Annotated in this window: 23 protein-coding genes and 2 pseudogenes; 11 read left to right on the top strand and 14 right to left on the bottom strand. The window is 70.7% G+C overall.

Annotation, left to right across the window (positions count from 1 at the left end; genetic code table 11):
• The first annotated feature begins 123 nt into the window (after nt 1-123).
• The 4 genes from ACZ3TS_RS26315 (at nt 124) to msrB (ending at nt 3,602) form a co-directional block, all read left to right on the top strand.
• Nucleotides 124-960 (top strand): pyrimidine reductase family protein, encoded by an 837-nt coding sequence (locus ACZ3TS_RS26315; RefSeq protein ID WP_467622403.1) that lies wholly within the window; start codon nt 124-126, stop codon nt 958-960.
• 267 nt (nt 961-1,227) lie between these two features.
• Nucleotides 1,228-1,704 carry an indole-3-glycerol phosphate synthase gene (locus ACZ3TS_RS26310; RefSeq protein WP_467622400.1) on the top strand — a complete coding sequence of 159 codons (477 nt, stop codon included), beginning with the start codon at nt 1,228-1,230 and terminating at the stop codon, nt 1,702-1,704.
• 82 nt (nt 1,705-1,786) lie between these two features.
• A complete protein-coding gene (murC, locus tag ACZ3TS_RS26305) occupies nt 1,787-3,178 on the top strand; it encodes a UDP-N-acetylmuramate--L-alanine ligase (RefSeq protein ID WP_467622397.1) in 1,392 nt (463 codons plus the stop codon).
• Between the two features lie 13 nt (nt 3,179-3,191).
• Entirely contained in the window at nt 3,192-3,602 is a 411-nt protein-coding gene (msrB, locus tag ACZ3TS_RS26300; protein ID WP_467622394.1) for a peptide-methionine (R)-S-oxide reductase MsrB, read from the top strand.
• Between the two features lie 193 nt (nt 3,603-3,795).
• Here the strand turns inward: msrB and ACZ3TS_RS26295 are convergent, their stop codons facing one another.
• The 4 genes and pseudogenes from ACZ3TS_RS26295 to ACZ3TS_RS26280 form a co-directional block, all read right to left on the bottom strand.
• A complete protein-coding gene (locus tag ACZ3TS_RS26295) occupies nt 3,796-4,185 on the bottom strand; it encodes a CU044_2847 family protein (protein ID WP_467622392.1) in 390 nt (129 codons plus the stop codon).
• A 47-nt stretch (nt 4,186-4,232) separates the two neighbouring features.
• A complete protein-coding gene (locus ACZ3TS_RS26290) occupies nt 4,233-5,723 on the bottom strand; it encodes a WD40 repeat domain-containing protein (protein WP_467622389.1) in 1,491 nt (496 codons plus the stop codon).
• Nucleotides 5,720-6,268, bottom strand: coding sequence for a S1 family peptidase (locus ACZ3TS_RS26285; RefSeq protein WP_467622386.1), 549 nt, complete (start codon nt 6,266-6,268; stop codon nt 5,720-5,722). The genes ACZ3TS_RS26290 and ACZ3TS_RS26285 overlap by 4 nt, the downstream gene beginning before the upstream one ends.
• A 181-nt stretch (nt 6,269-6,449) precedes the next feature.
• Nucleotides 6,450-6,698 (bottom strand): annotated as a pseudogene (locus tag ACZ3TS_RS26280) (sensor histidine kinase); the annotation flags it as partial.
• A 256-nt stretch (nt 6,699-6,954) separates the two neighbouring features.
• On the opposite strand from ACZ3TS_RS26280, the gene ACZ3TS_RS26275 reads away from it, so the two are divergent.
• Genes ACZ3TS_RS26275 through ACZ3TS_RS26265 form a run of 3 tightly spaced genes read left to right on the top strand, consistent with a single transcriptional unit; the run spans nt 6,955 to nt 9,457 of the window.
• Nucleotides 6,955-8,085 carry an ABC transporter ATP-binding protein gene (locus ACZ3TS_RS26275; protein WP_467622383.1) on the top strand — a complete coding sequence of 377 codons (1,131 nt, stop codon included), beginning with the start codon at nt 6,955-6,957 and terminating at the stop codon, nt 8,083-8,085.
• Entirely contained in the window at nt 8,082-8,792 is a 711-nt protein-coding gene (locus ACZ3TS_RS26270; protein WP_467622380.1) for an ABC transporter permease, read from the top strand. Before ACZ3TS_RS26275 ends, ACZ3TS_RS26270 begins: the two co-directional genes overlap by 4 nt.
• Nucleotides 8,789-9,457: an ABC transporter permease gene (locus ACZ3TS_RS26265; protein ID WP_467622378.1), complete on the top strand. Its 669-nt coding sequence runs from the start codon at nt 8,789-8,791 to the stop codon at nt 9,455-9,457. Before ACZ3TS_RS26270 ends, ACZ3TS_RS26265 begins: the two co-directional genes overlap by 4 nt.
• 54 nt (nt 9,458-9,511) lie before the next feature.
• Here the strand turns inward: ACZ3TS_RS26265 and ACZ3TS_RS26260 are convergent, their stop codons facing one another.
• From ACZ3TS_RS26260 to ACZ3TS_RS26245, 4 genes are read right to left on the bottom strand one after another with little or no spacing between them, the layout of a single operon-like run.
• Nucleotides 9,512-10,111: a GTP-binding protein gene (locus ACZ3TS_RS26260; RefSeq protein WP_467622376.1), complete on the bottom strand. Its 600-nt coding sequence runs from the start codon at nt 10,109-10,111 to the stop codon at nt 9,512-9,514.
• Entirely contained in the window at nt 10,098-10,544 is a 447-nt protein-coding gene (locus ACZ3TS_RS26255; RefSeq protein WP_467622374.1) for a DUF742 domain-containing protein, read from the bottom strand. The genes ACZ3TS_RS26260 and ACZ3TS_RS26255 overlap by 14 nt, the downstream gene beginning before the upstream one ends.
• Before the next feature lie 36 nt (nt 10,545-10,580).
• Nucleotides 10,581-11,057 (bottom strand): roadblock/LC7 domain-containing protein, encoded by a 477-nt coding sequence (locus tag ACZ3TS_RS26250; protein ID WP_467622371.1) that lies wholly within the window; start codon nt 11,055-11,057, stop codon nt 10,581-10,583.
• Nucleotides 11,054-13,720, bottom strand: a complete 2,667-nt coding sequence (locus tag ACZ3TS_RS26245; protein ID WP_467622368.1) for a sensor histidine kinase — start codon at nt 13,718-13,720, stop codon at nt 11,054-11,056. Before ACZ3TS_RS26245 ends, ACZ3TS_RS26250 begins: the two co-directional genes overlap by 4 nt.
• Nucleotides 13,721-14,128: 408 nt before the next feature.
• Between ACZ3TS_RS26245 and ACZ3TS_RS26240 the strand changes: the two genes are divergently transcribed.
• Entirely contained in the window at nt 14,129-15,091 is a 963-nt protein-coding gene (locus ACZ3TS_RS26240) for an ABC transporter substrate-binding protein (RefSeq protein ID WP_467622365.1), read from the top strand.
• A 419-nt stretch (nt 15,092-15,510) separates the two neighbouring features.
• Here ACZ3TS_RS26240 and ACZ3TS_RS26235 read toward each other — a convergent pair.
• The 4 genes and pseudogenes from ACZ3TS_RS26235 to ACZ3TS_RS26220 form a co-directional block, all read right to left on the bottom strand.
• Nucleotides 15,511-15,725 (bottom strand): annotated as a pseudogene (locus ACZ3TS_RS26235) (3-methyl-2-oxobutanoate hydroxymethyltransferase); the annotation flags it as partial.
• Between the two features lie 289 nt (nt 15,726-16,014).
• Entirely contained in the window at nt 16,015-16,830 is an 816-nt protein-coding gene (locus ACZ3TS_RS26230) for an SAM-dependent methyltransferase (RefSeq protein WP_467622362.1), read from the bottom strand.
• 100 nt (nt 16,831-16,930) lie between these two features.
• Nucleotides 16,931-17,167 (bottom strand): DUF397 domain-containing protein, encoded by a 237-nt coding sequence (locus ACZ3TS_RS26225; RefSeq protein ID WP_467622359.1) that lies wholly within the window; start codon nt 17,165-17,167, stop codon nt 16,931-16,933.
• Nucleotides 17,168-17,169: 2 nt separating this feature from the next.
• Complete coding sequence (locus ACZ3TS_RS26220; RefSeq protein WP_467622356.1) at nt 17,170-18,045, bottom strand: helix-turn-helix domain-containing protein; 876 nt, start codon at nt 18,043-18,045, stop codon at nt 17,170-17,172.
• A gap of 293 nt (nt 18,046-18,338) precedes the next feature.
• On the opposite strand from ACZ3TS_RS26220, the gene ACZ3TS_RS26215 reads away from it, so the two are divergent.
• The 3 genes from ACZ3TS_RS26215 (at nt 18,339) to ACZ3TS_RS26205 (ending at nt 20,400) form a co-directional block, all read left to right on the top strand.
• On the top strand, nt 18,339-18,854 hold the full coding sequence (locus ACZ3TS_RS26215; protein ID WP_467622353.1) for an ATP-binding protein: 516 nt from the start codon (nt 18,339-18,341) through the stop codon (nt 18,852-18,854).
• A gap of 127 nt (nt 18,855-18,981) precedes the next feature.
• Nucleotides 18,982-19,473, top strand: coding sequence for a hypothetical protein (locus tag ACZ3TS_RS26210; RefSeq protein ID WP_467622350.1), 492 nt, complete (start codon nt 18,982-18,984; stop codon nt 19,471-19,473).
• A gap of 126 nt (nt 19,474-19,599) precedes the next feature.
• Nucleotides 19,600-20,400, top strand: coding sequence for a VOC family protein (locus tag ACZ3TS_RS26205; protein ID WP_467622406.1), 801 nt, complete (start codon nt 19,600-19,602; stop codon nt 20,398-20,400).
• A gap of 288 nt (nt 20,401-20,688) precedes the next feature.
• On the opposite strand, the gene ACZ3TS_RS26200 is transcribed toward ACZ3TS_RS26205, so the two are convergent.
• Both ACZ3TS_RS26200 and ACZ3TS_RS26195 read right to left on the bottom strand, forming a co-directional pair.
• The gene (locus tag ACZ3TS_RS26200; RefSeq protein WP_467622347.1) at nt 20,689-21,108 is read right to left on the bottom strand and encodes a DUF6114 domain-containing protein; all 420 of its coding nucleotides are present in this window, start codon (nt 21,106-21,108) and stop codon (nt 20,689-20,691) included.
• Nucleotides 21,108-21,785, bottom strand: coding sequence for a DUF6230 family protein (locus ACZ3TS_RS26195; RefSeq protein ID WP_467622344.1), 678 nt, complete (start codon nt 21,783-21,785; stop codon nt 21,108-21,110). The genes ACZ3TS_RS26200 and ACZ3TS_RS26195 overlap by 1 nt, the downstream gene beginning before the upstream one ends.
• Nucleotides 21,786-22,288 lie beyond the last annotated feature (503 nt).

Genomic DNA, 22,288 nt, shown 5'->3' with positions numbered 1-22,288 from the left:
CAAGAGCCTGCGCGTCGACCGCCACACCTACAAGGCCACCATCAGCATCGACATCCTGTTGACAGCACCCATCAGCCCATAACTTCATGGCCTTGCTCTAAAGGCCGTGCCACACTGCACGACATGCGACGCCTGTTCCCTGTGACCGACGAGACAGTGGCCCGGCCGGGTGGTACGGCCCCGGACGGCGGGGAGGCCTCGGTCGACCTGCCCGGCGGCGACTACCGCGACCGCGAGTGGACACTTGAGGAGCTGGCCGCGGCGTACGCCTATCCCGAGCCCGGACCCGGCGGCCGGGAGCCCTGGCTGCGCGCCAACATGGTCTCCACCCTGGACGGGGCCGCCCAGCACGACGGGCGCTCCCAGCCCATCTCCGGCGCCGCCGACCTGCGGATCTTCGGCACGCTGCGGGGGCTCGCGGATGTCGTGATCGTGGGTGCCGAAACGGTACGGCAGGAGGGCTACCGTCCGGCACGCGAGCGGGAGGCCTTCGCGGCGCTGCGGAAGGTTGCCGGGCAGGGGCCCGCGCCGGCGATCGCCGTGGTGAGCGCGAGCCTGGAGCTGGACTTCTCGTGGCCGCTGTTCACCTCGCCGCTGGTGCCCACGCTGGTGCTGACCGGGGCCGCGGCGGCGCCGGAGCGGGTGGCCGCCGCCGAGAAGGCGGGCGCCCGGGTGGTGATCGCCGGGGACGGCATGGGCGTGGACCCGGCTCGCGCCGTACGCGCCCTCGCGGATCTTGGCATGACCCGGCTGCTGACCGAGGGCGGGCCGCGCCTGCTGGGCCAGCTGATCGCGGCCGGGGTGCTGGACGAGCTGTGCCTGACGGTCTCCCCGATGCTCACGGCGGGTGACGCGCAGCGGATCGCCGGGGGCCCCTCGGTGGCGGTGCCCAGGCGGTTCGCTCTCGTGTCGCTGCTGGAGGAGGAGGGATTCCTCTTCAGCCGCTACCGCCGGACCTGAGGCACGGTGCGCGCGGGCCGTGCGGGAGCCGACGCCGTGGGGCGGAGCACCGCGCCCCCGATCGACGCCCCTTCTGTCCCGGTTCACCCCCATGGTGCGGGAGGGTAGTGGAATCACTCGTTCCGTTTAACGCCGGACGGGCACACTAAATCTCGCAGTCCCCGCGCGATCCCGGGGCAGGATGGTTTCCGCAGGGCCTTGAAGCCCCGCGGAGGAGAGAGGCCCCTCGGGGTCCTCGTAGGACTCGAAAAAGAAGGGGCGCCCGTCGTGTTCACGAGCGTACTGATGATCGAGAAGGCCCTCACATCCGCCGACGTGGAGTTCGTCACCACATTGCACGGTGACGAGCCGGTCTCCTTCCACGTCCTGCTGCAGCCCCGCGGCGACCAGGCGGACCGCCTGCTGCGCGCCATCGACGACATCGCCCTCGGCGAGCTGGACGAGGCGGCGCACGAACGGGAGACCCCGGAGGGCAAGGACGCCGCGGCCCTCGGGCAGCAGGCCCTGGAGGTCTCCCTGTCCGCGCTGCACGCGGCGGGCAGCGAGGCGGAGGGGCGGCTCATCGAGGACCACCCCCTGGACGCGCTCAAGACGCTGGTCGAGGAGGTCGACGCGGACGAGGTGATCGTGCTGACCGACCCCCACTACGTGGAGGAGTTCTTCCATCGCGACTGGGCGTCGAGAGCCCGGCACAAGGTCGGCGTGCCGGTGCTGAAGCTGTTCTCGCACAGCAAGGCGCCGTGACCGGTCGGTGTACGGGATCACCGGCGGCACGGCTTAGGCTGGGGCGCTGAACGCACGCCGTACCAGCACTCAGGAGACACGCATGGCACCCGGCCTCCCCACCGCCATGGACCGACCGCACTTCATCGGCATCGGCGGCGCCGGAATGTCGGGCATCGCGAAGATCCTCGCGCAGCGCGGCGCCAAGGTGGCGGGCAGCGACGCCAAGGACTCGCCGACCGCCGAGGCCCTGCGCGCGCTGGGTGCCACGGTGCACATCGGTCACGCGGCCGGGCACCTCGCCGACGACGCCACCTGCGTCGTCGTCTCCTCCGCGATCCGGGCGGACAACCCGGAGCTGGCGCGGGCGGCGGAGCTGGGCATCCCCGTGGTCCACCGCTCGGACGCCCTGGCCCGGCTGATGGACGGCCTGCGCCCGATCGCGGTCGCCGGCACCCACGGCAAGACGACCACGACGTCGATGCTGGCGGTCTCCCTGACGGAGCTGGGCCTCGCCCCGTCGTACGCGATCGGCGGTGACCTGGACGCCCCCGGATCCAACGCCGTGCACGGTGAGGGCGAGATCTTCGTCGCCGAGGCCGACGAAAGCGACCGCAGCTTCCACAAGTACGCGCCCGAGGTCGCGATCGTCCTCAACGTCGAGCTGGATCACCATGCGAACTACGCGTCCATGGAGGAGATCTACGAGTCCTTCCAGACCTTCGCGGGCCGGATCGTCCCCGGCGGCACGTTGGTGGTCGCGGCGGACCACGAGGGCGCGTGCGAGCTGACGCGGCGGCTTGCGGGCTCGGTGAGGACGGTGACGTACGGCGAGTCCGAGGACGCCGACGTCCGTATCCTTTCCGTCGCCCCGCAGGGCCTGAAGAGCCAGGTGACGGTGGACCTCGACGGTTCGGAGCTGACCTTCACGGTCTCCGTCCCCGGCCGCCACTACGCGCACAACGCCGTGGCGGCGCTGGCGGCGGGCGTCGCGCTGGGCGTTCCGGCGGCGGAGCTGGCCCCGGCCCTGGCGGCGTACACGGGCGTGAAGCGCCGTCTCCAGCTGAAGGGCGAGGAGGCCGGCGTCCAGGTCGTCGACTCGTACGCGCACCACCCGACGGAGATGACGGCCGACCTGGAGGCGATGCGTTCGGCGGCCGGGGACGCCCGCATCCTGGTGGTCTTCCAGCCCCACCTCTTCTCCCGCACCCAGGAGCTGGGCAAGGAGATGGGCGAGGCGCTGGCCCTGGCGGACGCCTCGGCCGTGCTGGACATCTACCCGGCCCGCGAGGACCCGATCCCCGGCGTGACGAGCGAGCTGATCATCGAGGCGGCCCGGGCGACGGGCGCGGACGTGCAGGCCGTCCACGACAAGGCGGAGGTCCCCGCGGTCGTGGCGGGAATGGCGAAGCCGGGAGATCTCGTTCTCACCATGGGCGCGGGCGACGTCACGGACCTCGGCCCACGGATTCTGCACCGTCTCGCACAGAAGTAAGGGGTTGGCCTTCATGTCGTACGACGTAGAGAAGCCGGACGAGCAGTGGCGCGCGGAGCTGACCCCGGCGGAGTATGCGGTCCTGCGTCAGGCCGGCACGGAGCCCGCCTTCGTGGGTGAGTACACGAACACCAAGACCAAGGGCGTCTACTCCTGTCGCGCCTGCGGCGCCGAACTGTTCACCTCGGACACGAAGTTCGAGTCCCACTGCGGCTGGCCGTCCTTCTACGACCCGAAGGACACCGACGCGGTGGAACTGCTGGAGGACCGCTCGCACGGGATGGTCCGCACCGAGGTGCGATGCGCCCGCTGCGGATCGCACCTCGGGCACGTCTTCGAGGGGGAGGGCTATCCGACGCCGACGGACCAGCGGTACTGCATCAACTCGATCTCTTTGCGCTTGAGCCCCGAGGGCGATGGCTGACCGGATCGGTCAACAGCCGGGGCTTAGGAGGATCCGGGAGGTGCCGATCCGGCCGAAGCGCCGATCGGCACCCTGGCCGAGTGCGGAAAAATGACAACCCCCGTTGTCGCGTCAACCCCCCGTGGTCATTCAGGCGTGGGGAAGAGCCCGCTCCCTATGAGGCGGCGGTCACCCTCGTGTCATTCCGCTCTGGTCAGGACTCGTTCGAAGACGGACCCTGGCCGTCCGTGGGCGCTGCCTCGTCCGGCCTCTCCCAGACCAGTCTGAGGCGGAAGTTTCCCTCACCCGACGTCTTGGCGATGATGGCGCCCGCTTCTGCGCTGATCTTCACCCCCAACTCCAGTTCGATCGTCTTGGGCCGGACGGGGAGCCTGGTGAGCCGGCCCACCAGTGACTCCGCCGTAGCGCGGACATGGTCGAAGCTCTCGTCCAGCGTCTGGGTGGCCGTCGCCACCACGTCACCGGGACGCGCCGCCCGCACGATGCCGGAGGTGGAGGGGTCCGTCTCCAGCAGCACCTGGATGTCCTCGCCGTCCACCGAGGCATCGAGCGGCACGCGGATGAGTTGGGTCTGCTGAGGCATGCGTTCCTCTTTCGCGATGGGTGACCGACGAGGTGTCCATACGGGTGTCAACACAGGGGTCCGCGGTAGGCCCCGGGGGGCAGCTTCTGTTCGGCGGCGGTCGGCAGCGTCTCGTCACCCAGGATCCGGCAGAACCGGTCCATCCATCGCCGGGCCTGCTCGGCCGGAGCGGGTGGAGCGGAGCCGGCGGGTGCGGGGATCTCCCCGACCGGGTCGCCGTCGGCGGGTGTCACGAAGCCGTTCATGCCCTGCTGGTCGGTGAGGAACACCGTGGGGCCGCTGTCCGGACCGAGCAGTGCCAGGGCCCGCCAGGGAGTGGACACCTGGACGATGCCGGGCTTCGCCGAGCGCCGACCGCCCAGTGTGGTGCCGACGAGGGCCTGGTAGGCCACGATACGCGAGCCCCCGGCGGTGACGGCGACACCGGTGACGGCCTGATCGTCGGGCAGTTGCCGCTGCGCGAGTTGCTTGCCACCGGGCAGCGCGTACGTCGTGACGGTGGTGTGCGTATGGAATCCCTGCGTCCGGATTGTGGCCGCGGTCAGCACGGCTCCGTCCGGGCTGATGTCGAAAGGGGCCGCGCCGTCCAGCCCGCCCAGCGTGAACAGCGTCCGGCCCGTGGGGGACGGCTTGCGCAGATCCCACGTCTTCGCCGACATGACCAGCGAATCGTACGTATCTCCCGTGAAGTTCTGGCCGACGGCGACCAGGGCCTGTCCGTCCGAGGTGAAGGACAGCCGGGTGACCTGCCCGTCGGGGCCCGGCATGGTCTTCTCGATGCGGCCGCTGGCCACGTCCCAGACGATGAGCCGGCCGCCCATGATCCCGGTCAGTGCCACCAACCGCCTGCCCGTGGGGTCGAAGGCGAACTGCGCGTACTGGGTGGGGAACCGTGTCCCCGGCGGCACGGAGATGCTGGGCAGCGAGAGCCCGCCCGAGGGCACGGTCGGCAACGGATCACCCTGGTCGGGGCGGTCCAGCCGGCGCACGACCCGCTCCGTCCGCACGTCGTAGAGCTCGACGGCCGGCCCCCGGGGGTCCACCGGGCCGGTGGACGAGGACGTCAGGGAGTCGCCTGCCCTGACCATCGCCACCAAGGATCCGTCGGGGCTGACGGCCATGGTGTCGACCGGTTCGCCGATGACCTTCTTCTTGACGGCGCTCCCGATGCTCCACACGGTCGTCTTGCCGTCGGCCGTCCACGAGGCGACCACCCGGCCGTCGGCGCTTACCGCTGGCCCGCCGCCCGTCAGGATCGACGTCGCCGACGGCTCGTATGACGGCACCAGCAGGTCGGCGGAGCCGAAGCGCCGGTACATCTCGCCGAGCAGCGCGCGCGTGTCGGGATTGTCCTGTGTGCGATAGGCGCGCAGGGCGAGCAGGAGCGCGCTGTACTGGGCCCCTTGGTCCGTACCGTGCTCCAGATCCCGTGACTGCTGTGCCAGGACGCCCGCGGCCACGGCCGCCGACTGCCGTGCCGTGTTCGCCTCCGCTCCGTACCGCCACGCCCAGGTGCCCGCGCCCGCCGTCAGCATCATGACCGCGGCGATCGCGGCGGCGGTGAGCCGGCGCCGGCGGGCGCCGGAGATAAGAAGCCACGTCCGACCTCATACTGACTGGCCGGGTCCGTGTCGTACTGGAGCCATCCCGTGGCCTGCCGGCCGCGTAGTACCCCGACGCTCCAGACACCGGCGTCGTAGTCCTCGGGGAAGCCGAAGGTACGTACCTGGCGACCCGGTGCGGCTCCGTTCTGCACCAGCGGTGCCGCCACCGCACCGGGCGGGGGATCGGTGAGCAGCCGGAGGACCGCGATGTCCCCGGACTCGTCCGGCTGCGTGGGCACCCACTGCTCGATCAGGGCTTCGAGTACCGTGCCGCGTGCCGCCAGCGGGAAGTCGAGCCTGACACGGCCGCCCGGACACTCCACGGTGTCCTCCGGTAACCCCAGGGCCGCGGCGACCACGTGGGCGCATGTCAGCACATCACGTCCTGCCGTCAGGAATCCGGCACCGGCAGGCCGGTCCGCCTCGTCGAGGACCCGGACCACCGCCGCGTCGCTCGGCACCGCACTGCCCGCCTCCATGGGGCACCCCCGCCTCCGGCTCTGCCACGCCTGCGCCAACAGGGGTTGAAAGTACACGAGGTCAGGTGGCCCATGAGAGGCCGTGGCACCGGTCCTCTCAGACCGCCGGCAACAACACCGCTGATGCTCCGTACGTCAACCAGCCCGCCGCTCATTGCAACGTGGTCTGCGCCGTGGCCGTCGGGCCGTCAGCGGTGGCTGAGTACAGGTCGTGCGAGGCGATGCCGTGGGCCGTGTGCGCCATGTCGCTGAGCGGCTTCAGACCGCGCCGCAGCATCTTCCGCCCGAAGACGACCAGCGACAGCAGGGCGAGTGCGAACGCCACCACCTGGACCATGATCAACTGCCGTACGGTGTTCTGGATGTCCGCCCTGGGCGCGGCGCTGACCAGGACCACTCCGGGCTCGACCTCGCAGGCACGCAGCCGGTAGGCGCGCCCTCACCGTCGATCCGGGGTGAGCATCGGCGCAAGGACGGTGATGGCGAGCAGCCCGGTGGCCGGTCGGCCCGTGCGGCCGTCGTACCGCGGGACTTCCCGTCGCCACGGCACCCGTGTGAGGCGGGGCGACCGCCAGGTCACCGGCCACGGAGCCGCAACATGAGCCGTCTACACTCTCCCCGCAACGGCTCGTGCGACATCGGCCGGGATCAGCCGCTCCTGCCACACCCGAAGGGTATTCGGCGCTTTGATACGGATAGATTCAGTCACCAAGCGGTACCCGGACGGCACGGTGGCGGTCGACCGGTTGTCGTTGGAGATACCGGACCGCTCGATCACCGTCTTCGTCGGCCCCTCGGGCTGCGGCAAGACGACGACCCTCCGCATGATCAACCGGATGATCGAACCGAGCGAGGGCACGATCACCCTCGACGGCGTCGACATCGGCAAGCAACCCGTGAACTCGCTGCGCCGGTCGATGGGTTACGTCATCCAGAACGCCGGTCTCTTCCAGCACCGCACGATCGTCGACAACATCGCGACCGTGCCCCGGCTGCTCGGCTGGAGCAAGGACCGGGCCCGGGCACGGGCCCGGGAACTGATGGAACGGGTCGGGCTCGACGCGTCGCTCGCCAAGCGGTACCCGTACCAGCTCTCCGGCGGACAGCAACAGCGCGTCGGCGTGGCGCGGGCGCTCGCTGCGGACCCGCCGGTGCTGCTGATGGACGAGCCGTTCTCCGCCGTGGACCCGATCGTGCGCAAGGGCCTTCAGGAGGAACTCCTGCGTATCCAGGACGAGCTGGGCAAGACCATCGTCTTCGTCACCCACGACATCGACGAGGCGATCCGGCTCGGCACGATGGTCGCCGTCATGCGGACCGGCGGCAGGCTCGCCCAGTTCGCGCCGCCCGCCGAGCTGTTGTCGTCCCCGGCCGACGCGTTCGTGGAGGACTTCCTGGGCACCGACCGCGGCATCCGGCGGCTGTCGTTCTTCACCTCCGAGACCCTTCAGCTGAAGAAGACGCCGATCGTCGCCCTCGACTCCACCTCCGAGCAGATCGCCTCCCGTGGCGCGCCCGACGTGCCGTACCTGCTCGTCACCGACCTCGACGGCAGGCCGCTCGGCTGGAGCGAACCCAAGGACCTCGCCGCCGGGGGCATCGCGCCGGAGCGACTGCTTCCGTACGGGCGGCCGTTCGAGTACGGCAAGGACTCTCTGCGCGCCGCCCTCGACGGCGCCGTGCTCTCGCCCACCGGCTGGGCCGTCGCGGTGGACGGCACCGGCCGGGTGGTCGGGGTCGTGTCGCAGGAGACCATCGGTGAGGCGATCCGCAGCGCCCACGCGGCGGGCCACCGGGACGAGAAGGTCGCCGGATGAGCGGGTTCTTCGACATCCCGAGCGACCTCCAGCACAGCTGGCTCGGTCTGATCGGGCTTCACTTGAGGGAGGCCCTGCTGCCGGTCCTGGCCGGTCTGGTCGCGGCCCTGCCCATCGCCCAGCTGTGCGTGCGGCTGCGCTGGCTGTACCCGCCGGTGCTGGGCGTGACGACGGTGCTGTACGCCATCCCGTCGCTGGCGTTCTTCGTCGTGCTCATCGACTACACCGGCCAGAGCGAGATCACCGTGATGATCCCGCTGGCGGTGTACAGCCTGGTGGTGCTCGTTCCGGCGATCGTGGACGGTGTCCGCTCGGTGCCGCAGGAGACGCTGGCCGCGGCCACCGCCATGGGCTTCGGCCCCGTACGCCGTTACGTCCAGGTGCAGTTGCCGATCGCCGTGCCCGCCATCCTCGCGGGCCTGAGGGTGGCGACCGTGTCGAGCATCAGCCTGGTCAGCGTCGGCGCGCTCATCGGCAACCAGGGTGCGCTCGGCAACCTGCTCGCCGACGCGATGTTCTACCACCGGCCCGCGCTGGCGGTGAACTCCGTGGTCACCACGGCCGTCCTCGCCATCCTCGTCGACGCTCTGCTGGTGCTCGTACGGGTCCTGCTGACGCCCTGGATGCCGCGTGGCGCGCGCACGAAGCAGAAGGCACTCGCGCGGCCCGAACCGGCCGCCGTCGCAGTGGAGGACGCGGCCCGGTGAACGTACTGAACTTCGTCAACGCGTTCTTCAGCGACAGCGCACACTGGCACGGCTACGACGGCATCCCCCACCGTCTCCTCGAGCACGTCCAGTACTCGCTGATGGCGCTCGTCATCGCCGCCGCCATCGGGCTGCCGGTGGGTCTGCTGACCGGCCACACCGGCCGCGGCGGCAACGCCCTCGCCTTCATCGCCACCGCCGCCCGGGCGTTGCCCAGCTTCGGTCTGCTGGTGCTGATGTTCGTGCTGCTCGGGCTCGGGCTGCTCCCCGTGATGATCCCCCTGGTGGTGCTCGCCGTGCCGCCGATCCTGGTGACCACGTACGAGGCCGTGCGGTCCGTCGACCCGTCCCCGGTGGACGCCGCGCGGGGCATGGGCATGACCGAACCGAGGATCCTCTTCGCGGTCGAGATGCCGGTCGCGCTGCCGCTGATCCTGAGCGGTCTTCGCTCGGCGGCCATCCAGATCGTCTCGACGGCCACCATCGCCGCCTATGTCAGCCTCGGCGGCCTCGGGCGCTACATCGTGGACGGGCTCTACCAGCGCAACTACGAGAAGGTGGTGGGCGGTGCCACGCTGGTGGCCGTGCTGGCGCTGGCGACGCTCACCTTGTTCTGGGCGGTGACGCGGGTCGCCGTCTCCCCGGGTGTGCGCAGGAGCGCCTGAGGACGCACACAGGGCCCGGGGCGAGCAACCGCCCCGGGCCCTCCTGCGTCCGTGTCATCCCTCCGTACGGGCCAGCGCCAGCTCGAGTACGACGAGCAGCGCGTCGCGGACCGAGCCGCGCTCCCGGGCGTCGAAGACGACGACCGGGACGTGTTCGGAGACGTCCAGTGCCCAGCGGACCTCGTTGACGTCGTACTCCACCTTGCCGTCGAAGGCGTTGAGGGCGACCGCGAACGGGATCTCCTTGTGCTCGAAGTAGTCCACGGCCGCGTAGCAGTCGTCGAGGCGGCGCGTGTCGACGATGACGAGTCCGCCGACCGCACCTTCCACGATGTCGTCCCACATGAAGCCGAACCGGTCCTGTCCGGGCGTGCCGAACAGGTACAGCTTCAGGGTCGGGTCGATGGTGATGCAGCCGAAGTCCATCGCGACCGTGGTCGTGGTCTTGCGCGGGGTGTGCGTGAGGTCGTCCACGCCCGCCGCGACCTCGGTGATGGCCGCTTCGGTGGTCAGCGGCTCGATCTCGGAGATCGAGCCGACGGCGGTGGTCTTGCCCACCCCGAAACCGCCCGCGATCACCATCTTGACCGGCAGCGGCGGTCGTACGGCGGTCTGCGCTACCGCGCCGCGGGCGACCGGTTCAGTCGGTGTCACGGAGTACCCCCCGGGAGTCGGGGATGGCCCGAAGGCCATCGATAACCCTTCGCAGGACGGACGCGTCGTGCGTGACGTCGGTGTGTGGCACGTACACCGTCAACTGCCCGGCGGCGCGCAGGTCCTCGGCGAGGACCCGGACCACGTTGAGGTGCAACCGCAGCCGGACCGCGATCTCCGCGATGGACTGCGGCTGCCTGCATGCGGCAACGATGTCGTGCTGCTCGAACGAGAGCCGGTCGAGTACTTCGAGACCCGCGGCGGTGGCCACCACCTGGGTCTCGACGGGGACCGGCCGTCCGGACGTGGTGGGCGCCACCCGGCCCGCGGTGACCAGGAACGGCCGTACGGCGGGGACGGGGCCGACCGGTTCCCCCGGGCCCGGCGTGAACCCGTCCTCGCCGGCACCGCGCGAAGTGCGGCCGTCCGCCATGGGCGCTACTTCCTTCCTCGACCGGGCGGAGACCGGTCACCCCGTCGAGGCGGCGCCGACGCTGTTCTTCAGCTCCAGCACGAGCTGGGGGCTGAGGGCGGCGCCGGCCCGGTTGGCGAACAGGGTCATCTCATAGGCGATGTTGCCCAGCTTGGCCTCCTTGTCGGTGACCACGCCGAGCACGGCGCCGCTGCCGATGGCGGAGACCAGGACGTGACCGCCCTCCAGGTCGATGATGACCTTGTTGAGGCCGCCCAGGCCGTAGTTGCCGGATGCGCCGGCGGCGAGGCTGGTGATGCCGGAGACGATCGCGGCGAGCCGCTCCGAGTCGGCGTGCTCGCGCAGCTCGGAGACGGCGATGAGCAGGCCGTCGGAGGAGACGGCGATGGCGTCGACGACGCCCGCGGTCTCGGTCGCGAAACGGTTGAGCAGCCAGGTGAAGTCTGCTGCGGCGGCCTGCAGGTCGGCAGGCGTGGTGCCTCCCGTCGGAGTGTCACCTGTCGACGTACTCACTGCTCCGCTCCTTCCGGGAGGTGGTTCTGGTCGTGCGTGTCGTGGGGGGTCGTTCGGGTGGTGCTGTCGCGGTGGGCGCGCTCCACCGCGGCCTCGAACTCCTCGAGCGCGGACCGGACTTCTTCCGCGTCGGCGGGCCGGGGAACCCGCACCGCCTGCCGGCCGGCGTCGGCGGTGGTCCGCAGCGTCGCTCCCCGGACCCGACGGCGCAGGGGCCGCGCGGCGCCGGGAGCGTCCTCGGCGGGTGAGGGCGTCGGCCCGGTGCCCTCCGTGCGGGGGCGGGGGACGAGCGGGGGATCCTCGGCACGGTCGTGCGCAGCCGTACGGTCGGGGGAGCCGTCACGGCCGCGCGGACGGGGCTCCGTACGGTCCGCACGCTCATGGAGGTCTTCGGCCGCTTCCTCCTCGGCCTTGACCGGCTCACCGGGCGGGACCCGCCGGGGCAGGGCACCGGGCCGGGCCTGCGAAGCGCCGCCCACCGGCAGGGCGCCGGGCCCTCCGGCGGCCCGGGTCTCGTCCGGGGCGGAGGCGGGCGGTTCGGCGGCCGAGGAGACCTCCGGGGCGACGACGGCCGACGGCACCGGGCCGGACGGGTCAGCGGCGGACGTCCGCCCGGCCGGGACCGACACCTCGGCGGTCGGCTGAGCCGGGGCGGCGGGCGCGGGTTCCGCCCCCGGCGCGTCCACCGGGCTCATCGTCAGCAGCAGCGAGGTGGGGATCTCCACCGTCGCCGTGACACCACCGCCCGGCGTACGGGCCAGCACGACCCCGACCTCCCAGCGGCGCGCCAGGGTGCCGACCACGAACAGGCCGAGCACCCTCGTCGGTACGACGTCCAGGCGCTCGCGGCGGATCAGCCGCGCGTTCTCCTCGGCGAGCCGCTCGGCGCTCATGCCCAGGCCGTGGTCGGCTACCTCGATCACCGCACCCTCGCTGCCCCTGCGGACCGTCACCTCGACAGGGCTGCCCGCGGGTGAGAACCCGACGGCGTTCTCCAGGAGTTCGGCGACCATCAGCGTCAGGTCGCCGATGATGTCGGGCTCCACCATGATCTCGGTCTCGGCGTGCAGCCGCACCCGCTGATAGCCCTCGATCTGGCCGAGCGCGGCGCGTACCACGTTGGTGAGCGGGGTGGGTCCGGCGGCCAGGACCGTCTCGCGGATGCCGGCGAGCAGCATCAGGCTGTCCGCGTTGCGCCGAAGTCGTACGGCGATGTGGTCGATGGAGTAGAGGCGTTCGAGGAGTGCGGGGTCGGTCTCGCCGCGTTCCACCGCGTCGATCAGCGCCAACTGGCGGGTGGTCAGGTTGCTGACCCGGCGTCCCACGTTGCCGAACATCTCGGCGACGTTGCGGCGGCTGAGCACCTGGCGCTCCAGCAGCGCGGCCGCGGTGGTCTGCACGTGGTTGAAGGCCTCGGCGAGTTCTCCGATCTCGTCCCGCGCGGTGACCGGAACCTCCCGCAGCCGCGGCGGCCCGTCGTCCTCGGCGTCGTCGTCCGCCACACGGGCCAGCTCCCGCCCGGCGACCTCGGCGACCTGCTGGGCGACGCCGGTGAGCGCCTGGACCGGCCGCACCACCGAACGGCGCACGGCCACCGAGAGGGCGAGCCACCCGACGAAGCCGAGGAGCGCGAGGCCCAGCAGCAGACCGGCACGCCACCACGCGTCGTTCGAGGCGCCGTCGGCGCGGTCGGCGATCTGGCCGATGAGTGAGGCGGTGATCCCCAGCCGGCTCTCGGCCTGCTTCGGATAGTCGGGGTAGTGGTACAAAGCTTCGGCGAACGCCCGGTGGATCTCCGCCGGGGTGTTCGCCTGCAGCCCGCTGGGGTCGATCTGCAGCTCGGCATAGGACTCGGCGATGGCCCGCTGCGCGAGGGTGTGTTCGATCCCGGAGAGCTCCTCCGTCTGCTGCTCGGTGGCGAACCGCCCGAAGCGGTCGGCCTGGTAGGTGTAGAGCTCGTAGGAGCCGACCGCGGCCGTGAACTCGATGAGTGCGTTGGTGTCACCGGTCGTCGCCGAGAACACGCTGGTCTCGAAGGCGCTGTGGGCGGCGTCGGCGCGCAGCAGGGAGTCCAGCAGATTGCCGGTGAAGGTGGCGGCGAGCGCCGCGTTGCGGTCGAGGCCGAGCCCGTCGATCAGGCCCTCGGCGGCGTTGGTGTAGGCCGGGTCGATGTTGTCGGCGGGCAGATAGCTCTGCGCGACCGTCTCGCGCAGACTGGTCAGGCCCTCGATCTCCTTGAGTGCCTGTGCCTCGGTGTCCGGCAGCCGGTCACCGAAGGTGCCGCGGACCTTCTCGACCTGGGAGTCCACCGCGGCCTGTGCCTTGCGAAAGGCGGCGAGCGAGGGCTTCGCGCCGACGCCCGCGGCCTCGTACCGCACGGAGAGCAGGATGGCCTGCTGGTGCTCGCGCTCCACCTGGTCGACGAGGACCGCGACCTGCTCGCTGTCGCGCACGAGCTGGGCCGCCGACGCCGCGCTGCGCGCCTGCCCCACCTGGTCGCTGATGAGATAGGTGAGCAGCACGGCGACCACGGCGAGCGGTACGCCGACGAGAACGTTGAGCTTGCGCCTGAACGGCCACCGGACGGCGAAGCCGCGTATGCCGCTCCCCGGCGGCGGCGACGGCGCCGGCCGGGCCGGCGCGTCCACTTCGTTCGTGGACACCAAGCCTCCTTCGAAGGCGTCTTTGGGGCGCGGGAAGAATGCACGTGACCGTAATCGATCGACCGGGATCACAAGCGGAACGACCGGGGTCGACGCAGAACGGTACAAGGCGGCCCGGAACGCCGTTGTCGGCCCACACTGCAGCCCGTCGCCAACTTCCCGGAGAGTACCGCCTCTTGGAGGCTTGTTTCCGTTCGCCCTACGTCAAGAATCCATTACAAAGAGCGCGTGGTTCCGCCCCCGTCCGTCCGTCACTTCTTCACAACCGGACGTTCACAACCGGCCGTGTATCGAGGCCAATCGGTGACCAGAATGCTCTTGACTGAGTGAGAACGGGCTGGATTGGATCAGTAGAGTGCGACACCCGCACCCCGCACAGCCCAAATCCCTCAGCCCGGAACGGGAATCGTGACTTCTACCGCGAACACCAGCACGTCCAGCAGGAGACTCCCCGGTGCGGCCGCCGTCGCCCTCGCCGCCACGGCGGCACTGCTCGCGGGGTGTTCCTCGTCCTCCGACAACAAGTCCGACAACCCGCTCTCGGGTGGCAAGGCCGACGGCAGCACTGTCGTCGTCGGTTCCAACAACTTCGCCGAGAGCATCCTGATCGCCGACATCTACGGCGAAGCCCTCAAGGCCAAGGGCATCAAGGTCACCTACAAGCCCAACATCGGCAGCCGTGAGACCACCTACGGCCTGCTGAAGAACGGCTCCATCACGGTCCTGCCGGAGTACAACGGCGCGCTGCTGGCCTACCTCGACAAGGACGCCGCCCCGAAGACGGTGGCCGCCACGACGGCTGCCATCAACGCCAAGCTCGACTCCAAGCTGACGCTGCTCGAGCCGGCGCCGGCGCAGGACAAGGACTCGGTCACCGTCAACGCGGCCACCGCGAAGAAGTACAACCTCACCGACAAGTCCAGCATCGCGGACCTCAAGGACATCGCCAAGGACCTGGTCATCGGCGCCTCTCCGGAGTTCCAGACCCGGCAGCAGGGCCTGGAGGGCCTGAAGACGGTCTACGGGCTCCAGTTCAAGTCCTTCAAGGCCCTCGACGCGGGCGGCCCGCTGACCCAGGCGGCGCTGAAGAAGAACACCGTGCAGGCCGCGGACCTCTTCACCACGGACCCGACCATCACCAAGGAGAAGCACGTCGTCCTCCAGGACACGAAGAACCTCTTCGGGTTCGAGAACGTGCAGCCGCTCGTCTACAAGTCGGGGCTGTCCCAGAAGGGCGTCGACGCGCTCAACGCGGTGTCGGCCAAGCTGGACACGGCGGCCCTGCTGGACCTCGACACCCAGGTGCAGCTCGACAACAGTGACCCGCTCGACGTCGCCAAGGCCTGGCTGAAGTCGGTCGGCCTGGGCTGAGGTCCGCGCCGCGGACACCGCGCCGCGGACACCGCGGACGGACCGCCGCGGGCGCCCGACTCCTCCGGAGCACCGGGCGCAGGCGTCGTTCTCGACGGCACCGGTCCCCATGCCGGCGGGGTGGTCGGGCCACGGGCGCGGCCGGGCCCCCGTGTCCTCACAGGCCACCGACTGGACCGCGCCCGGCGGCTCTCCGGCGGGCGCGGTCCAGCCGGTGGCGCCCGCCCCTCCGTGCTGGTCGGGGCGGACGACGAGGCCGGGCACGGACTGCTGCCGTGCGGCTCGGAGTCCATCCCGCCATGAACGAGTACGGCGGCGGTCGGCGGGCTGCTGCGCGCCCCGTGGGGGGCGGGGAAGTGGTCATCATGCGGCTTGGCCGCGTGGGTGTGACCAGCCGGACGCGGCCCGCAGTACGTCGACTACCGCACCCGGCAGTGCACCGAGTGCTCTTCGAGCGGGAACGTTCCGCCCACCACGTCCTCGGCGAACGCCTTCGCCGCGTCGTCCATCACCTGACGCAGGTCCGCGTACTTCTTCACGACTTCGGCACCCGGCCACCGGTCAGCCTCAGCATGTCGGTCCACACCAGGACCTGCGCGTCCGTGTCCGGGCCCGCGTCGATGCCCGGCACCGGCGATCTGACCGCGTCGGCCCGGACCGGGCTCTCCCTGATCGGCGAACGCCCCTGGCGGCTCAGCGTCCCCGCGGGAGGCCTCCCCGCGCCCGTGCCTCCGCGGCCCGCTGACATACTCGCCCTCCTGCGCGGCAATGCCTCGCGCACGGCGGGCGCTGCCCGGTGCCCGTCGGCGCAGTTGTGAAGGTGCCCCCCGGCTCGCCGTCAGGGACGCGGGGAACTGCGCGGACCAGCCACGACGAACCCGTAGCCGGCCAACGGCAGTCCCCCTACGGGCGACACCCCCACCTCACGGCTTACGGGCAACCGCCCCGTACATCGCGATGTCCTCGTCCCGGATCCCCTGCTCGCCGGTCCCGTCCGGGTGCCACTTGTGGACCTGGACCACACCGGGCTCGGCCAACTCCAGCCCCTCGAAGAACTCGTGCGCCTCATCGATCGTCCGCAACCGCATCGGCATGTTGCGCGCCGCGTACTCACGGGCCACGCGCCCCACCTCCTCCGGCGCGAACTCGGCGGTACCGATGGACATGGCCAGATAGCTTCCGGACGGCAGCGGTTCGAGCAGACGGCGCACGATGCCGACAGCGTCGTCCTCGTCCAGGATGAAGTGGACGATCGCGATGACCGTGAGGGCGACCGGCCGGTCGAGGTCCAGGATCTCGCGGAACTCAGGGGCGCCCAGGATGGCTTCAGGGTCCCGGAAGTCGGCCTCGATGTACGCGGTCTTCCCCTCGGGCGTGCTGGCGAGCAGGCCCTGGGAGAGGGTGAGCACGATCGGGTCGTTGTCGACGTACACCACCCGGGACTCGGGGGCCACCGACTGAGCGATCTCGTGGAGGTTGGGCGAGGTGGGGATGCCGGTGCCGATGTCCAGGAACTGGCGTATCCCCGCCTCCTCGGCGAGCCAGCGCACCGCCCGGTTCATCCAGTCGCGGTTGGCGCGCATATGGACGGGAAGGGCGGGCCACTCCCGGGACATGGCGTCGCCGGCCTCCTTGTCGGCCGGGTAGTAGTCCTTTCCGCCGAGGATGTAGTCGTAAATGCGCGCCGAGTGCGCGCTCTCGGTGTCGATACGGTCGGCCGGCCATCCGTTGTCGGGCAACGCCGTCTCCTCTTCCGGAGGTCTTGTCGGGGGTGGGCAAGAGAAACAAGCGGTCAATGGGGAAAGCAAAAGGGAGAACGCAGCGATAGAAAGCAGCGTGTCACAGCAGGAAGTCGGCCTCGCCCGCCTTCACACTCGCGAGGAATCCCGCCATCTCCTTCGGCGTGAGGACCAGCGCGGGGCCTTCCGGGTCGGTGGACTGCCGCAGGGCCACGCTGCCGTCGGGCAGCTTCTTCGCCTCCACGCAGGCGCCGCCCGCGTCGTCGCTCCAGGGCTTGGACCAGCCGCGGACGCCGAGGGCGTGGGACGGCATGCAGCTCCGTATGGGGTAGGACATTCTCACAACTCCTTGCGAATCGCACCGAGTACGGCCTCGGTCTTCCTGGCGGGCGCTGCCTGTGCGCCCAACCGGTCCAGGGCCTCGCGGTAGACCACGACGTCGTCGGTCTTGTCGAGGTAGACGGCACCCACGAGGCCGCTGAGATACACGATGTCCGGCAGCTCGGGGGCCCGGAACCGGAAGAGATGGAACGCACCGGCGCGCATGGCCGGGTGCGGGCCGTTCCTGAACGGCATGACCTGCAAGGTGACATGGGGGAGCGCGTTCATCGCGATCAGATGGTCGATCTGTGCGCGCATCACCTCAGGGCCGCCCACCGGCCAGCGCAGAACCGTCTCGTCCATCACGATCCACACGCGCGGCGGCGAGGGCCGCGACAGCAGCTCCTGCCTCCGCATGCGCAGCGCCACCCGCCGCTCGGTCGCCTCGGCCGGAGCGTGCGGGTTCCCGGCGCTCAGCAGAGCGCGCGCGTAGTCGTGTGTCTGCAGCAGCCCGGGCACGAACTCCGCCTCGTACGCACGGATCTGCACTGCCGCCTGTTCCAGGCTCAGATACGCCGCGAACCAGTCCGGCAGCACATCGCGGTAGGTGTGCCACCAGCCGCGCTTGTTGGCCTCGCGGACCGACTTCAGGAACGTGTCGATCTCCTGCTGGTCCGTGACGCCGTACGTCTGCAGGAGCTTCTCGGCGTCCGCGAGGCGCAGCCTGGCCACCTTGGCCGCCTCCATGCGGCGGATCGTGGAGTGGCTGACGCCGATCGCCTCGGCGGCCTGCTCGTACGTCAGTCCTGCGCGCGTCCGCAGCTCCTCCAGCTGTCTGCCGAGGATCATGCGCAGCACGGAAGGGGCACCGCCCCAGTCGGTCTCCGCGGTCACGCCTACCCCCTCACCCGGGATGCACGGTCGCAGTCTGTCACGATCACCCGTCGACCGGAGCAGCATGCACCCCACGAAATGCAATTTTCAACTTGCTGGTTGCGAGGCGTCGTTGGCGGGTGCCACAGTGTTCACAGCGTCGGCAGTCGGCGAACGAAGGCGTGGAGCAGCCCAGTTGGGGGAGACGGAGCTGCGACCCGGTGTATGCGGAGCGAGATGCACGGGGCGCGTGCCGCGACGTCCGGCGGTGGGGCATCGGCCAGGGTGCCCAGGCAGACGAAAGGCGAACGGCGATGGCTCCGCCCTCCCTCCCCCAGTCCTTGGGCCGCCTCCCCGGGGGCGTGTCACCCCACAGGTCCGATGTCTTCGACCTCCCGGCCGTCCCGGCCGCGGTGGGGTTGGCCCGCAGGAACGTCAGAGGGCTGCTCGGCCGATGGGGCACCGGAGAGGGGATCCTTGACAACGCTGTCCTCGTGACCTCCGAGCTCGTCACCAACGCGGTCATGCACACCGCGAGCGACCGGATCGTCTGCCGGTTACGCACCGACGGCCACCGACTTCACATCGAGGTCCAGGACGAGAACCGGGGCGGGACCCTGCCGGCCCGGCGCCACCCGGGACCGGACGACCAGAGCGGCCGCGGGCTCCTGCTGGTCGACGTGCTCAGCAGCGACTGGGGGATACGGGACGCCCCGCACGGCTCCGGTCGCGTCGTCTGGGCCGAACTGGTACCCGAACCCGGCGAAGCCGTGGCGACCGGCCCGCCCACCGCCCCGCGCCTCAGGCCCGCCCCCCACCCGGCCGACTGAGCCGAAGGGGCGCACCGGAGGCGAGACACCGAGCGCGTGGAGGCCCGAGGAGGGCCGAAAGCGGTCGGCCTCTCGACACCGGCTGAGGCGCCCCGGAGGCGAACGAGCAACGAGGACCCGCCGCCCCATGGAACGACTGCACGCCCCTGACCGGTTGCCGCACCCGCCCGCCGACCGCCTGGCGCTCCCGCAAGAGCTGACCGCCGCCCTCGGGTACGACGCGGTGGGCACCACGCGGGAACACGGGGAACGGATCATGAAGTGCCTGCCTCGCGTCGGCTGTGTCTTCGCCGACGGCCTCCGCTGGTGGTGGATCGTGCCCGCGGGCTCCGACATAGGCGTCACCTGGCCGCCGTCGACGAGCTATGCCGTCGACGCGTACCTGGGGCGCGACGACGCGGTGCCGGAGGCACGCCTGACCGACCCTTCCTGGAGCGGCCCCCGCACCGGCCCTCCGCTGCTGATCCACCACCCGGACGGTGACTCTCCGTACACGCCGCCCATCCCTCTGTACTTCCTCGCCTGCCGTCTGGCCGGCAGCACCCCGCACTGGTCGCCGGGTGTCGGCGCCCGAGGCGGTTCCGGGCCTCAGGCGCCACGCCGGTGCTCCTCCGGATGACTCCCGGCGTCCGGAGGAGCATCCTTGCTAGGGCACGATCGGGGTACCCGGAGACCCTGAGCGAAGGACGCAGGAACGAGGGAGGAGGTGCCCGGCATCTCCCCCTGGGAACCGGGCGGTGTGGTCATGGTCAAGAACGAGAAACGCGGCAAGGGGGGAGTCTCCAGTGACTCGGCGTTCGGCGCACCGTGCTGGGTCAGTCTGAGCACCCGCGATCTGGAGGCCGCGGAGAAGTTCTACAGGGCCGTGTTCGGCTGGGAGTGGCGGCCCAACAGTCTGGGCGACCGGTTCAGGGTGGCCCTGGCGGACGGGGTGCCGGTGGCGGGGATCGCCGCCGTTGCCTCGATGTGGCAGATGGCCGTCGCCTGGACCCCCTACTTCGCGGTCGCCAGCGCCGACGAGGCGGCCGCCCGCTGCCGCGAGCGCGGCGGCACGTCGGCCGTCGGTCCGCTCTCCCTCCCGCCCGGGCGGGCGGCCCTGCTCGCGGACCGCGACGGAGCCGTCTTCGGTATCTGGGAGGGCCCGCTCGTGACGGGCTGGGAGGAGTGGCGTGAGGCCGCCCCCACCTTCATACGGCTGCACACCCGCGACGCCTTCGATGCCGCGATCTTCTACGGGGAGGTCCTCGACTGGGCTTCTGCGCGCCCCGGCTGCTGCGAGGTGCACTACGACGGTGACGAGGTCGTCCTGCGCAGCGATGGAACGGTGGTGGCGCGGATCCACTCGGGGGCGGTGGAGGCGGCGCCCGACCCCACCATCCGGCCGCACTGGCAGGTCCACTTCGTGGTCGGCGACGTCGATGCCTGCGTCCGGGCCGCCCGCGCGCACGGCGGCTGCGTGCTGCAGTGGGAGCAGGGCGCCGAGGACGCGATACTGACCGACCCGGACGGCGCACGCTTCACCGTGTCCGCCAAGCGGCAGGACTGAGCCGGCGGCGGTGCCCATCGTGCTCACAGCTCCCGGTCGGGGTGCCCTCGTCCACCCGGTGCGTCTTGATCCATATGGCCCCGCGGCGGCAGCGGGACTTCTCTGCGGCCGTTCGATTCAACGAGGCGGCCATTCCCTTCAGCGGGATTGCCGCGAATGTCGCGTATGGGGGTGCTCACGTTTCGGGGTGGGAGGTCGTACGCCTCGGCGGGCGGGTGCCGGCGGAAGGCCCCGTGGTGATGTGGGGTCGGGGCGACCGGTGCCCGCCCGCCGAGGGGCGGGAGGGTGTCAGGACGTGGCCGCGTCGACAGTGGGGGGCTGTGTGCGACGGCGGCGCAGGACACCCCGGCGCGGCTCCTGGGCGGGCAGCCAGCCGAAGGCCAGGCAGCTGCCCGTCGCGCCCAGCAGCAGGCCGATCAGGAAGCCGCCCAGGTTGGATGTCAGCCAGGTGCCCGGGGAGAGCAGGATGCCGATGATCGAGTAGAACAGGCGCTGGGCCGGATTGAAGAGGAGCAGCAGTCCGCACAGCATCATCACCGCCGGCAGCAGATATCCCGCCAGGCCCTGCATGCCGATGTGCATGACCACCTTCATCGACGCCTTCTCCGTGAGGAGTATTTCCGCTCCGCCCAGCGTCAGCAGCAGTCCGCCCCAGAAGGGCCGGTCCGCCCGCCACTGGCGGAAGGCGGTCCTCGCCCGGCCCGCCATCAGCAACCCGTGTCGCTGAAGCCGAGCTTGAGCCCTGGCAACTTGAAGACCCCGGCCGTGGTGGCGTAGTTGGTCTGCCGCAGTTTGGCGATGTGCACGGTGTCCGCCTGCTGGCTGAAGACGCCCTTGTTGCCCTGCACCCCGGCCTTGCTCAGGGTGCTCGCGTCGTTGCCGATCTCGATGGCGTTGAATTCTGCGTCGCCGGACAGATCGGTCGAGTCGGTGGTCAGATCGCTGGCGATCACCTTGTCCTTGCCGCCACCGGCGGTGATCTTCAGGTTGGTGCCCCCGAGGTCGACGCTCTGGCACAGCTTGACGAGCGTCGCGTTCTTGATCGCGGAGGTGACGACCAGCACCTGGCCGCCGGTGTCGCCGGCGTTCGGGCTGTCGTCCGCCATGGTGTCCAGGGCGCCGAACTGCTCGAAGCCGGTGCCGTTCAGATCCTCGGCGGTGACCGTGAACGGCATGCCGGAGATGGCGAACTGCACGCCCAGAGCCCCCTGGGCGGTCATGATCGCGAGACCGGCGGCGATCGCGGTGGCAGGCACCGCCATCACCGCGGCGCGGCGCAGGCGGACCCGCCCGCGTCGTTCGGGTGACCCTTCGGCGGTGGAACCGCTTTCCGGGTCTTCGGGGGTGGAACCAGGGGACGCCGTGGCGTCCGAGGACGAGGCCATGTCTGCTCCTGGGCACAGTCAATGCAAGTGGGGCTTCGCTGGCACGTTGTCCTGGCGCGGGCAGCGGCTGCCGCGCACGCCTCCCCACACCTCCCGGCGTGTGCAAGGGCTTGCCTCGTGGCGCGGCAGTTGCCGCTGAGGAAGTTACCGGGGGTTACACCGAAGGGTCAAGGGAGTTGTATCAAAAGGGTGTTGATTGTGCGGCGCCTGTGCGTGCGGGCCGCCGCCGACCTTTCCGGGAGGCGCCCGCCGACCTGCGCCGCTGCGGCAGGTGTCACCAACCTCCGTGCGTTGTATTGACGTTGACGGTTGATCAGGTCTACAACTTCCCCTGTTTTCCACGGATCCGTGGCGTCGGATCCGTCGTACGGCGCGCGTCACTCTCCCGGCCCCGTCCTCCTGGGGTGTCGGTGACACCTCTGCACGCGCGGTGCGATGCACGGATCCTTCACATCCGACCGCGATCCAGCACCCTCCGTGACACCGGCACGGTCGTCTTCCCC

The sequence above is a fragment of the Streptomyces sp. NPDC022910 genome (genome assembly GCF_055561075.1).
Note: the sequence above shows the minus strand (reverse complement) of the source record. Positions and strands in the feature narration are given on the sequence as shown.

Excerpts from the sequence above, each read along its gene's own strand:
- ACZ3TS_RS26315 (WP_467622403.1), top strand. The coding sequence starts at position 124 with ATGCGACGCCTGTTCCCTGTGACCGACGAGACAGTGGCCCGGCCGGGT.
- murC (WP_467622397.1), top strand. The coding sequence starts at position 1,787 with ATGGCACCCGGCCTCCCCACCGCCATGGACCGACCGCACTTCATCGGC.
- msrB (WP_467622394.1), top strand. The coding sequence starts at position 3,192 with ATGTCGTACGACGTAGAGAAGCCGGACGAGCAGTGGCGCGCGGAGCTG.
- ACZ3TS_RS26295 (WP_467622392.1), bottom strand. The coding sequence starts at position 4,185 with ATGCCTCAGCAGACCCAACTCATCCGCGTGCCGCTCGATGCCTCGGTG.
- ACZ3TS_RS26290 (WP_467622389.1), bottom strand. The coding sequence starts at position 5,723 with ATGATGCTGACGGCGGGCGCGGGCACCTGGGCGTGGCGGTACGGAGCG.
- ACZ3TS_RS26285 (WP_467622386.1), bottom strand. The coding sequence starts at position 6,268 with ATGGAGGCGGGCAGTGCGGTGCCGAGCGACGCGGCGGTGGTCCGGGTC.
- ACZ3TS_RS26270 (WP_467622380.1), top strand. The coding sequence starts at position 8,082 with ATGAGCGGGTTCTTCGACATCCCGAGCGACCTCCAGCACAGCTGGCTC.
- ACZ3TS_RS26255 (WP_467622374.1), bottom strand. The coding sequence starts at position 10,544 with ATGGCGGACGGCCGCACTTCGCGCGGTGCCGGCGAGGACGGGTTCACG.
- ACZ3TS_RS26225 (WP_467622359.1), bottom strand. The coding sequence starts at position 17,167 with ATGTCCTACCCCATACGGAGCTGCATGCCGTCCCACGCCCTCGGCGTC.
- ACZ3TS_RS26215 (WP_467622353.1), top strand. The coding sequence starts at position 18,339 with ATGGCTCCGCCCTCCCTCCCCCAGTCCTTGGGCCGCCTCCCCGGGGGC.
- ACZ3TS_RS26210 (WP_467622350.1), top strand. The coding sequence starts at position 18,982 with ATGGAACGACTGCACGCCCCTGACCGGTTGCCGCACCCGCCCGCCGAC.
- ACZ3TS_RS26205 (WP_467622406.1), top strand. The coding sequence starts at position 19,600 with ATGGTCAAGAACGAGAAACGCGGCAAGGGGGGAGTCTCCAGTGACTCG.
- ACZ3TS_RS26200 (WP_467622347.1), bottom strand. The coding sequence starts at position 21,108 with ATGGCGGGCCGGGCGAGGACCGCCTTCCGCCAGTGGCGGGCGGACCGG.
- ACZ3TS_RS26195 (WP_467622344.1), bottom strand. The coding sequence starts at position 21,785 with ATGGCCTCGTCCTCGGACGCCACGGCGTCCCCTGGTTCCACCCCCGAA.